The following is an 11,206-nucleotide window of genomic DNA, read 5'->3' on the forward strand; positions in this document are numbered from 1 at the left end:
GTATGGAGCAAGCCCTCGCATTTGCCCTGGCCCTCACCGCCCAGCGCGATGAGCCGCACCTGTGCCACTGGTGGAGCTCGACCGTCCATGCCAGCTTCCAGCCCAAGGGGCTGCTGCTCGGCATGCTGGATGTGAGCGGCCGTCAGCTGGAGTGCCAAGGCTGGGTCAGGGGGAAGGAGGTGGCGCTGGGGCTGGCGGTGGACGATTTTTCCCACCCCCTTGCCTATGTGCTGCACAAGGCCCAGTCCCGCACCTGGGACTCCCTCTACGGCGGTGCCCGCATCGAGCACGCTGGCTTTCGTGCACTGCTGGCCAACCTTGGCCAGCAGTGCGGGCTGCACGCGTATCCGCTGCTGGATGGCAACGGCAAGCCGTTTGCCGTGCTGGCCCTGATGGATGAAGGGGAGGTGCTGCAGGCCTGGGCCGATGGCCCCGAGCTGGCCCAGCTCTCCCAGGTCTTTTGCAACCAGCTCACCCTCATTCGCGATCTCGGTCGCAGTCGGCGGGATCAAGGGGTACTGCGCGACTCCCTGCGCCAGATGAAAGGAGAGGGGGAGCGATTGCGCCAGCACGAGAAGCTGCTCGGCGATCAGCTGGTCGGTCAGTCTGCGGTGATCCGCGGGCTGCGCGAGCAGATCAACCAGGCCGGCCAGCACAAGCTGACTGTGCTGATCCAGGGGGAGACCGGCAGCGGCAAGGAGGTGGTGGCAAGGCTGGTGCACCAGTGCTCCGATCGCGCCAACAAGCCCTTTGTGGCCATCAACTGCGCCGCCATCCCGGAGAACCTCATCGAGAGCGAGCTGTTCGGTTACCAGAAGGGGGCCTTCTCCGGCGCCCTTGCCAACAAGACCGGGCTGGTGGCCCAGGCCAACGGCGGTACCCTGTTTCTGGACGAGGTGGGGGATATGCCCGCCGCCATGCAGGCCAAGCTGCTGCGGGTGCTGGAAACCCGCAGTTACCGGCCGCTCGGGGCCGAGCAGGAGTATCACTCCGATTTTCGCCTCATCGCCGCCACCCATCAGCCGCTGACCCGCCATGTGGAGGAGGGGCAGTTTCGGGCCGACCTCTATCACCGCCTCTGTCAGTGCCTGCTGCTGATCGCCCCCTTGCGCGAACACATGGATGACGTGCCGCTGCTGTGCCAGCACTTCATGGCCCAGTTTGCCGCCCAGGATGGCAAGACCCTGGTGGGGCTGCAGCGCAAGTTCTTGAAACAGCTGCAGACCTATGACTTCCCCGGCAACGTGCGCGAGCTGCGCAACCTGCTGGAGGTGGCCTGTGCCCATACCCGTCACGGGGAGGAGGTGGGGCTGGAAGCGCTGCCGCCGGAGCTGCGCGAGCGGGTCTGCGTCGAGTTGCCCGGCACCATGGACGACTACAACCACATCCGCGATCTGCGCCGGGCCATGCAGCAGTATGAGGCTTCCGTCATCGAGGCGCGGCTGCGCCACTTCCAGGGCAATCGGATGCTGGTGGCCGAGAGCCTCAACATTCCCAAACGCACCCTGGATCATAAGTGCCAGAAACTGGAGGTGAACTGATGAGCATCCTCGGCTTGTTGCCGCTGCTGCTGGCCACCAGTGCGGCCGAGGTCCCGCTGGACATGGCGCGCTGGCAGGCCTGCCGGCAGGAGCCCTCGCCGCTGGTGCGGCTCGCCTGCTACGACGCCATCGGCAATGGTGCGGCCAGTGCCGCCGAAGGGGCCGCCCCCAAGTCGGCGGCCTGGCAGGCCATCTGGGCCCAGGAGCAGGCCCGCACGCCAGCGAGCGCGCCGTTCTTGTTGCAGAGCGATGCCGGCCGTGGCAGTGAAACCCTGACCCGCCCGGCACTGCGCGGGGCGACCCTGGCCATCGGCTGCGTCGACAGCATCACCCATATCCGGCTGCGGCTGGACTCTCCCTGGAGCGGCGAGAAAGTGCAGGTCGAGCTGGATGGTCAGCCCAGTGCCGGCTCCCAGAGCTGGTTTATCCGGGATCAGGGCCTGTTGCTGGAATATGGCCGCGGTCTGCCCGCCATCGAGGAGCTCAAGCGCTGGCAGGGCCATCGCGAGCTGCAGGTGCGGGCCGACAACGGTGCCCTCTTGCGGGTCGACCTGAGCGGCCTGAAAGAGGCGCTGGCACCGCTGCGTCAGCAGTGCCGCTGGTAGGAGGGGCGATGAGCTATCAACACCCCTGGTGTGCACGCCTGCTCACCAGCCTGCCGGATGAACAGATCAGAGGCGCCGTGCTGACCGACGAGCCGCGCTGGGACTACGTGGAGACCGAGCTGGTCAAGCTGGGATCCCTCGCTCACAGCCAGGTGGATCTCAATGCGGTGGCCGAGGCCTGCCTCGGCTTGCTGGAGAGCCGCACCAAGGACATGCGGGTGCTGGCCCAGCTGCTGCGCTGTTTGCAGCACCCGGCCAAGGCGACCCCGCTGGGGGCGGCGATCAGTCTGCTGGAGGCCTGGATCCAGGCTTACTGGCTGCTGGCCTGGCCCGGCAATGCCAGCCAGAAACAGCGACTGATGGTGCAGATCGTCAAGCGCTTCGACGGGGCGCTGCCGCGCATTTGCGAGAGCGCCTCGGCAGCCGAGCTGGCCCAGTTGCTGGCCCAGGCCGAGCAGCTGGAGCGAGTCTGGCTGGCGCAGTGTCCCGACAAGGGGGAGCTGCTCGACCCACTGGTGATGGGGCTGAAACGGGCCCAGCGCCAGCAGCTGGCACAGGCCGAGGCCAATGCCGCCGGGCAGCCCCAGAGCAGCGGCGCTGCGGCAGCGGGCTCCCCGGTCTCGGTGGCGTCTACTGCCAGCGGTGCCGGCGCCATGGTGCTCAGCGGCGGTGGCGGCAGTGCCGGCGTCGACGTCGACAGTTCCAACGATCGCGCCTGGCGCCAGACCCAGCTGAAGGTGGCGGAGCTCCTGATCGAGCGTCAGCCCGATGCCGCGGTTGGCTATCGACTGCGCCGTCATGCCGTCTGGGCCGGGATCACGGCGGTCCCCATGAGCGGGGCGGGCAATAAAACCCCGCTGGCGCCCATGTCGGCGGACATGGTGGACGAGTACCGCGCCGCCATGAACGCCCCTGATCTGGGGCTCTGGCAGCGCATCGAGCAGAGCCTGACCCTGGCGCCTTACTGGTTCGAGGGGCATAGGCTCTCGGCCGAGGTGGCCCAGAAACTCGGCTTCGGGGCGGTGGCCCAGGCGATCGCCGAGGAGCTCGGGACTTTTCTGCAGCGCCTGCCGGCCCTGCGGGAGCTCGCTTTTAGCGACGGTTCGCCGTTTCTCTCCCCCGAGTGCAGCCGCTGGCTGCAACCGGCCAAGGGCGGCAGTGCGGGCAGTGGCGAAGCTGGGCTGGCCGAGGAGGTCGCCCAGCGCCACGGCGAGCAGGGGGTCGCGGCGGCGCTCGCCCTGCTCGATGAGCGGATTGCGCAGTTGAAAGAGCCAAGAGATCGCTTCCACGCCTTGCTGGTGCAGGCGGAGCTGTTGGCGCAGGAAGGCATGGAGGCGCTTGCGCGCCAGCACTATCAACACTTGTGGCAAGAGGCCAGTCGCCTTGGGTTGTCGCACTGGGAGCCCGGGCTGGTCAACCGCCTGGAGAGCCTGGCGGCGCCGTTGTCGAAATGAATGCCGAAATGAGTCATTGAGTCGGAGTTGGATCACATTTTATGTTCAAAACCATTTTTACTTTTCTGCGGCAACAGCTGCCGAAATTGAAACCCTCCTGGCCCCTGCTCGGTGCTGTGCTCTGGGTGCTGGCTCTCATTCTGGTGTGGTGGCTGGGGCCTCGTCTTGAGGTGCGCGGTGCCAAGCCGTTCGAGCCGTTGTGGGGGCGGGTGGTGTTCACCCTGCTCTGGCTCTGGTTGCTGTTGGGAGTGGTCTCCTGGCGGGTGTGGCGCAAGATGCAGCAGCTCAAGGCCGAGCGTCAGCACGAGGTGGTGCTGGAGCAGGACCCGGTCAAGGGGCTCATCGACAGGCAGGCGCTGTTCCTCGATCGCTGGCTGCAGGCGTTGAATACCCATCTGGGCAAGGGGGCGCTCTACGCCATGCCCTGGTATCTGGTACTGGGCCTGCCCGACAGCGGCAAGAGCAGCCTCATTCACCGCGCCAACCCGGCCAACAAGCTCAACCCGAGACTCGATACCGAGCTGCGCGACGTGGCGCAGGATCAGCTGGTGGATTGCTGGTTGGGGGAACAGGCGGTGATGCTGGATCCCGCCGGGGTGCTGCTCTCCCAGAGCGAAGCCGAGCTGGATCCGCAGGCCCGCAAGCATGAGCGGCTCTGGCTGCACCTGCTTGGCTGGCTCAATGAACACCGCCGTCGCCAGCCCCTCAACGGCCTGGTGCTGACCGTGGATCTGGCCTGGCTCTCCCACGCCAGCGTGGCCGAGCGCAAGGCCTATGCCCAGCTGATGCGCTCGCGCCTGAAGGAGGTGTCGGCCACCATGAATACCCGGTTGCCACTCTATGTCACCTTCACCAAGCTCGATCTGCTGCGCGGCTTTGAGGTGATCTACCAGCAGCTCGACAAGGAGGCCCGCGAGGCCGTGCTGGGGGTGACCTTCAAGCTTGGCGCCGACTGGCAGCAGGATCTGGCCCTGTTCTGGGATCAGTGGGTGGACAACCTCAACCAGAATTTGCCCGAGCTGATGCTGAGCCGGCTCGATGCCGCCCAGCGCAACGCGCTGTTCTCGTTCGTGCGCCAGCTGGCGGGCCTCAAGGATTACGTGACTAGCCTGTTGGCCGAGACCCTGGCTATCGAGGAGAGCAAGCCGCTGCTGGTGCGCGGGGTTTATGTCAGCTCCGTCTATCAGCAAGGGGTGCCGTTCGATGCGTTTGCCCAGGCGGCCTCCCGTCGCTACAACTTGCCAGAGCCCATCCACTCGGCCCTGCGTGGGGAGTCCAACACCTACTTCGTGCGCCAGCTCTTTTCCTCCATCATCTTCCCGGAGGCCCATCTGGCCGGCGAAAACCGGCTGCATACCCTCTATCGCCGGCGCCGCATGGCCATCGGCCTCAGCTGTCTGTCGCTCTTCTCGGCCGCCCTCATCGGTGGCTGGCACTACTTCTACCGGGTCAACGAGGAGGCGGGCCGCAACGTATTGACCAAGGCTCAGGCCTTCATGGAGACCAACGAGGTTGCCGACGCCCACGCCTTCGGCGTGAGTCAGCTGCCGCGTCTGAACCTCATTCGCGAGGCGACCCTCTCCTTTGGCAACTACCGCGAGCGGATGCCGTTGGTGGCCGACCTCGGCCTCTACCAGGGGGACGAGATCGGTCCTTATGTGGAAGGCTCCTACCTGCAACTGCTGAGCCTGCGCTTCCTGCCGGCCCAGATGCAGGGATTGCTGGCGGATCTCAACCAGGCGCCTGCCGGCAGCGAGGAGAAGCTCGCCATCCTGCGGGTGATGCGGATGCTGGATGATGCGTCCGGTCGCAACAAGGAGCTGGTGGCGCAGTACATGGCGAGCCGCTGGCAGAAGGCCTTCCCGGGGCAGGGCGCGGTGCAGGAGCAGCTGATGGGGCATCTGGACTATGCCCTCGATCACACCAACTGGTATGGTGCCAGGGCTGGGCGGGATCAGGCCGCCATCACCGCCTTCGTGCCGTTCAAGGAGCCGGTCTACGGTGCCCAGCGCGAGCTCGGCAAGCTGCCCATGTATCAGCGGGTCTATCAAAACCTGGTGGTGAAGGCGAGCGACGTGCTGCCGCCGGATCTCAACGTTCGCGACGAGGTGGGCCCCACCTTCGACACCGTGTTTGCCCTGCGCAGCGACAACGCCGGCCAGGTGCCGCGGCTGCTCACCTGGCCCGGTTTCAACGACTTCTTCCTGAAACAAGACAAGGCGCTCATCGATCTCACCGCGATGGATGCCTGGGTGCTGGGCCAGCGCAAGCTGAGTCAGCTGAGCGAGGCGGATCGCAAGGAGATCACCCGTCAGGTCAACGACCGTTACGTCACCGATTACGTCAACCAGTGGCAAAAACTGCTGACCAATCTGGACGTGCAGACCCTGGAGAGCCCGGAGCAGGCGCTGGACGTGCTCGCCGCCATCACCGGCAACGATCAGCCGTTCCAGCGGGTACTGGCCTCGCTGGATGACAACACCCGCATTCGCAAGATCTCCGACGTGGAAGGGGACCTGGCCCAGGCCATCAGCGCCCGCATCGGTCGTCCCTTCATGGCCACCAATGCGGCACTCAGCGGCCGCGGCGAGCAGGGGCCGCTCATCTCCGAGGTCAACCAGAAGCTGGTGGAGCTGCAGCACTACCTGGAGCTCATCGTCAACGCTACCGAGCCGGGTCAGTCTGCCTTGAAAGCGGTGCAGCTGCGCATGACCAACAAGTACGCCGATCCGGTGTTTGCCCTGCAGCAATATGCCCGCAGTCTGCCGGCCCCGCTCGATCGCTGGGTGGGTCAGCTCTCTGAGCAGAGCTCGCGACTGGTGATCGACCTTGCCATGTCCTCCCTCAATCAGGAGTGGCAGGACAAGGTGCTGGCCCCCTTCAACAGCCAGCTGGCCGGTCGTTATCCGTTTGATCCGAGCTCGAACAAGGATGTGCCCCTCTCGGAGATGGAGCGCTTCTTCGCACCTAACGGGACGCTGGACAGCTTCTATCAGGTGAACCTCAAACCCATGGTGGAGAGCGGCCTGATGGAAGGGGAGTTCAGCTCGCCCATCCAGGCCGAGCTGGTCAAGCAACTGGACCGTGCTGCCCGCATCCGTCAGATCTTCTTCAGTCAGCAGGGCAACCTGGAGGTGCAGTTCGCCCTCGAGCCCATCGAGCTCACCGCCAACAAGCGGCGCAGTGTGCTGAACCTGGACGGCCAGCTGCTGGAATACGCCCATGGCCGTCGTACCAAGATCCCGTTGGTGTGGCCCAACACCATGCGCGACGGGGCCGAGAGCAAGATCACCCTGGTGCCGGCCGCCCGCGAGCGCTCACCGCGCAGCGAAGGCTTCGTCGGCCCCTGGGCCATGTTCCGCCTGATGGACAAGGGGGAGCTGACCCAGGTCAATGACGCCACCTTCGATGTGCGCTTCCCGGTGGATCAGGGGGCCATGACCTATCGCGTCTACACCGACAGCGCGCAAAACCCCTTCACCGGCGGCCTGTTCAGCCAGTTCAGACTGCCCGAATCCCTCTATTGATCGCGTCGGGGGCACGTTGTGCCCCCTTCCTGCGTTGGAAGTTCATATGTCACAGAATCAACAAGGTCAGCAGGCCCTGAAAGTGGGGCGAGACCCCAGAATGTTGCCGGAGTACGAAGCGCTGCGGGCCGAGATCAACAAGCTCAGCCACGCTTCGCGCCCCGAAGTGGACTGGCAGCGGATCCATCAGCTCGCCAGCCTTATCTTCGAAAAACACGGGGTGGATCTGCAGACCGCCATCTACTTCACCCTCGCGCGTTCGCGCCTGCAGGGGCTGAGCGGTTTTACCGAAGGGTGCGAGTTTCTCGCCAACCTCATCGTCACCCAGTGGGAGAGTTTCTGGCCGCCGGTCCATCAGGAGCGGGCCCGCATCGAGATGCTCGACTGGTTTATCGCCCGCATCAGCGACGTCATTCGCCAGTACCAGATCAGCCACGAGGACAAGCGGCTGATCTATCGCTGCGAGCGGGCGCTGCAGCTCATCAGCGAGAAGCTGCACAACGCGGATCTGAGCCGCATTCCCCGGGTCGAGAATCTGGTGCACTTCATCGAGGGGTATACCCACCTGTTCGATGAGACCGAGATCGTCATCGTCTCCGACGAGCCGGGCCTCAAGGAGGATCTGCAGATCCCGCCCATGGTGTTCTTCAAGTCTGACCTGGAGAGTGATCACGGCGGCACTGTTTCGGCATCGACCCCGCACCTGCCCCAGGGCAGCATTCTGGTGGGGCGCGAGAAGGGGCAGGTCAAGCCTACCGTGCTCAAGATAGAGCAGCACCGCCGGCAGCGTCCGGCCTGGTTCTGGTTTGGCTGCGGCCTACTCAGCTGCGCCCTGCCGGTGATGGGCTGGCTGGGCTGGCAGCAACATCAGCAGGAGAAAACCGTAGCGGCCCAGCGTCTGGTGCAACCGGCCGCCGAGCTGCCCCGAGCACTCAGCTATGACGACATTCGCCAGGCCCGCATCGTGCTGGGGGAGCAGACCCTGCAGAACATGGAGAGCGATCTGGTGGCCCGCTACCAGAACCAGTTGACCCGGCTTGAGCAGACGTCGCCGCTCTACTGGTATCGCTACGGCGAGGGGCTGCGCAACTCGCTCTCGATGCTCTATCCCGACTCGTTGGCGGTCAAGGCGCTGGACAAGCAGTGGCAGACGCAGCTTGGCGGCCAGCAGGGGGATGTCATCAGCGTGCCCACCTACCTGGATGCCCGCGCCGGGGTGGATGCCCTGCTCGATCAGCTGCTGGAGCTGGAGCGCCAGCGCAAGACGGTGACCATCTCTTACCTCAAGTCCCAGCTCTACGAAGTGCAGAAGAACCTGATGCAGAACATCCCGTTCAGTCTGCGTCTCGGTGAACTGGAGGCGAGAAAAGCCTCCCAGGAGCCCATTACGGCTGCCGAGCTCAAAAGCCTGGAAAATGATCTGAAAGCGCTCAATATCCGCCTCTATCAGCTGCAACAGGGCGTTTCTGGTAGCTGAAAATGCCGCCCTGAGCAAAAAATTGCGCAAGGTGTGGTGGGTTTGACTGGCAAGGCAAGGTTTGCCGGGAAACTTGCCCTGTCTTGCGCAATGGATTGCAGCAGATTGGTCTGATGCCGCGAGCCTGAATCGTAATTGACTGATTTTTAATGTGATTGTGGGCGACTTTGCCATGGCATGGAGGCTGCTGGGTCGCCGTTCCAACTGTCTCTGCACCAGGCTGCGCTTGCACCATGGTTGCCCCACGGAGAATCCAGATGTGTCCTTCTATTGCATTGCTCGGTGACATCGGCACCGACCACGATGGTTTCCACCCATCGCCCGTGATTGCCGCCAGCCCGGATGTGTTCCTCGATGGCAAGCCGGTGGCCCGCCAGGGTGATCCGCTGGCCCCTCACGACAAACCCAACAACCCACCCCATCCGCGCAGCATCTCGGGCGGCGTCGGCTCTGTGCTGGTCAACGGCAAACCCATCGCCGTGACCGGTACCGCCGTCGGCTGCGGCGGTGTGGTGATTGGCTCAGGCAGCGGACAGGCAGGTTAAGGAGCGCTTCATGGCAGACAGCACAGGATTACAATTTACCGTCAAGGTGGGGGCCCTGCCCGAGAGCACCTTTGTGGTGGCCGAGTTTGCGCTGGAGGAAGCGCTCAACCGGCCGTTCAACCTGCGCCTGGAGCTGGCAAGTGCCCAGCCCGACATCGACTTTGGCGCCGTGCTGGACCAGCCGTGCGAGCTGCTGGTGTGGTACAACGGCGAGCTGCAGCGCCGGGTGTGCGGGGTGGTCAGTGACTTCGCGCAGGGTGACAGCGGCTTTCGCCGCACCCGCTATCAGCTGCTGGTACAGCCGGCCCTGTGGCGTCTGTCGCTTCGCCAGAACTCCCGCATCTTCCAGGCGCAAAAGCCCGATGAAATCCTCTCCATCCTGTTGCAAGAGCACGGCATCACCGACTACGCCTTTGCGCTCAAAAACGAGCACGCCAAGCGGGAGTACTGCGTTCAGTATCGGGAAACCGACCTCGATTTTGTGAACCGCCTCGCCGCCGAAGAGGGGATGTTCTACTTCCACGAGTTTGAAACGGGCAAGCACCGCATCGTGTTTGCTGACGATGCCGCAGCATTGACTCAAGGCCCCGAGCTCTTCTTCAACCTCGGCAACCGCTCGCTGGAGCAAGGTCCCTATGTCCGCCAGTTCCACTACCGCGAGGCGGTGCGCCCGAGCGATGTGGAGCTCAAGGACTACAGCTTCAAGACCCCGGCTTATGGTCTGTCCCACAAAAAGCAGGGCGCTGAGCTCGAACACCAGCGCGATACCTACCAGCACTTCGACTATCCGGGCCGCTACAAGCAGGACGGCAGCGGCAAGGTCTTTGCCCAGCACCGGCTGGATGCGCTTCGCAACGACGCGGTGGCGGGCCAGGCTAAGTCCAACTGCGCGGCCTTGCAGCCGGGGCAGACCTTCTCACTCACCGAACACCCCAACGGCAGCCTCAATACCGACTGGCAAATCGTGCGCATCCAGCACACCGGCTTGCAGCCGCAGGCACTGGAAGAGGAGGGGGGCAGCGGCCCCACCGTCTATCACAACGAATTCGGGGTGGTGAAAGCCAGCACCACCTGGCGGGCACGCATCGGCAGCCCCGAGGCCCCTCACAAGCCGATGGTGGATGGCCCGCAAATCGCCATGGTGGTGGGCCCCGACGGTGAGGAGATTTACTGCGACGAACACGGCCGGGTCAAACTGCAATTCCCGTGGGATAGATACGGCAGCGCCAACGACCAGAGCTCCTGCTGGGTGCGAGTCTCGCAAGGCTGGGCCGGCGGCCAGTATGGCATGATGGCCATCCCGCGCATCGGCCACGAGGTCATCGTCTCCTTTTTGGAAGGCGACCCTGACCAGCCCATCGTGACGGGTCGCACCTACCACGCCACCAATCGGCCGCCGTACGAGTTGCCGGCCAACAAGACCCGCACCGTGCTACGCACCGAGACCCACCAGGGTGAAGGTTTCAACGAGCTGCGCTTTGAAGACCAGGCGGGGCAGGAAGAGATTTACATCCACGGTCAGAAAGACCTGAACGTGCTTATCGAGAACGATGCCGCCTGGCATATCAAGCACGATGAGCATCGGGATATCGACAACGAGCGGGTGACCCGCATCAAGGCCAACGACCACCTGACGGTGGAGGGTGAGAAGCGCGACCTGGTCAAGGCTGACTACTCACTGACGGTGGATGCCAGCTTGCATCAGAAGCTAGGGCAGTCCCTGCTAGTGGAAGCCGGGCAGGAAGTGCATATCAAGGTGGGCGACAAGCTGGTGCTGGAGGCGGGTTCCGAGATCACCCTCAAGGGAGGCGGCAGCTTTGTGAAAGTGGATCCTAGCGGCATCAAGCTGGTGGGCCCCGCCATCAAACTCAATGCTGGCGGCAGCGCAGGTTCAGGCTCTGGCTGGGGTGGCAAGGCCCCCGTGGTTCCCAAGGGGGTAGAAGTGGTCAAGGCTCCCGAATTGGTTGAACTCATCAAGGCCATTTCCACCGAGAAGGCGATGGAGGCGCTCTTGAAAGAAGAGAAGCCTGGCGCGTTTTACCTCTTTTCTGAATAAG

7 protein-coding genes are annotated in these 11,206 nt (G+C 64.1%); all 7 read left to right on the forward strand.

Annotation, left to right across the window (positions count from 1 at the left end; translation table 11 throughout):
- Nucleotides 1-2 precede the first annotated feature (2 nt).
- The 7 genes from vasH (at nt 3) to tssI (ending at nt 11,205) form a co-directional block, all read left to right on the forward strand.
- On the forward strand, nt 3-1,541 hold the full coding sequence (vasH, locus tag OKC29_RS00740) for a sigma-54-dependent transcriptional regulator VasH (protein WP_073349875.1): 1,539 nt from the start codon (nt 3-5) through the stop codon (nt 1,539-1,541).
- A complete protein-coding gene (gene vasI, locus OKC29_RS00745; protein ID WP_049048597.1) occupies nt 1,541-2,146 on the forward strand; it encodes a type VI secretion system-associated protein VasI in 606 nt (201 codons plus the stop codon). Before vasH ends, vasI begins: the two co-directional genes overlap by 1 nt.
- A gap of 8 nt (nt 2,147-2,154) precedes the next feature.
- Complete coding sequence (tssA, locus tag OKC29_RS00750; protein ID WP_073349877.1) at nt 2,155-3,600, forward strand: type VI secretion system protein TssA; 1,446 nt, start codon at nt 2,155-2,157, stop codon at nt 3,598-3,600.
- A gap of 41 nt (nt 3,601-3,641) precedes the next feature.
- Nucleotides 3,642-7,127 (forward strand): type VI secretion system membrane subunit TssM, encoded by a 3,486-nt coding sequence (gene tssM / locus OKC29_RS00755; RefSeq protein ID WP_073349879.1) that lies wholly within the window; start codon nt 3,642-3,644, stop codon nt 7,125-7,127.
- 46 nt (nt 7,128-7,173) lie between these two features.
- Complete coding sequence (locus OKC29_RS00760; protein WP_073349881.1) at nt 7,174-8,604, forward strand: VasL domain-containing protein; 1,431 nt, start codon at nt 7,174-7,176, stop codon at nt 8,602-8,604.
- Between the two features lie 257 nt (nt 8,605-8,861).
- Entirely contained in the window at nt 8,862-9,149 is a 288-nt protein-coding gene (locus OKC29_RS00765; protein WP_017411057.1) for a type VI secretion system PAAR protein, read from the forward strand.
- Nucleotides 9,150-9,159: 10 nt separating this feature from the next.
- Nucleotides 9,160-11,205, forward strand: coding sequence for a type VI secretion system Vgr family protein (gene tssI / locus OKC29_RS00770; protein ID WP_073349883.1), 2,046 nt, complete (start codon nt 9,160-9,162; stop codon nt 11,203-11,205).
- Nucleotide 11,206 lies beyond the last annotated feature (1 nt).

It is taken from the genome of Aeromonas sp. QDB34 (genome assembly GCF_027705405.1).
Taxonomy (GTDB): domain Bacteria; phylum Pseudomonadota; class Gammaproteobacteria; order Enterobacterales; family Aeromonadaceae; genus Aeromonas; species Aeromonas hydrophila.

What these genes read in the sequence shown, in the direction of transcription:
- vasH (WP_073349875.1), top strand. Translation starts at nt 3, where the DNA reads ATGGAGCAAGCCCTCGCATTTGCCCTGGCCCTCACCGCCCAGCGCGAT.
- vasI (WP_049048597.1), top strand. Translation starts at nt 1,541, where the DNA reads ATGAGCATCCTCGGCTTGTTGCCGCTGCTGCTGGCCACCAGTGCGGCC.
- tssA (WP_073349877.1), top strand. Translation starts at nt 2,155, where the DNA reads ATGAGCTATCAACACCCCTGGTGTGCACGCCTGCTCACCAGCCTGCCG.
- tssM (WP_073349879.1), top strand. Translation starts at nt 3,642, where the DNA reads ATGTTCAAAACCATTTTTACTTTTCTGCGGCAACAGCTGCCGAAATTG.
- OKC29_RS00760 (WP_073349881.1), top strand. Translation starts at nt 7,174, where the DNA reads ATGTCACAGAATCAACAAGGTCAGCAGGCCCTGAAAGTGGGGCGAGAC.
- OKC29_RS00765 (WP_017411057.1), top strand. Translation starts at nt 8,862, where the DNA reads ATGTGTCCTTCTATTGCATTGCTCGGTGACATCGGCACCGACCACGAT.
- tssI (WP_073349883.1), top strand. Translation starts at nt 9,160, where the DNA reads ATGGCAGACAGCACAGGATTACAATTTACCGTCAAGGTGGGGGCCCTG.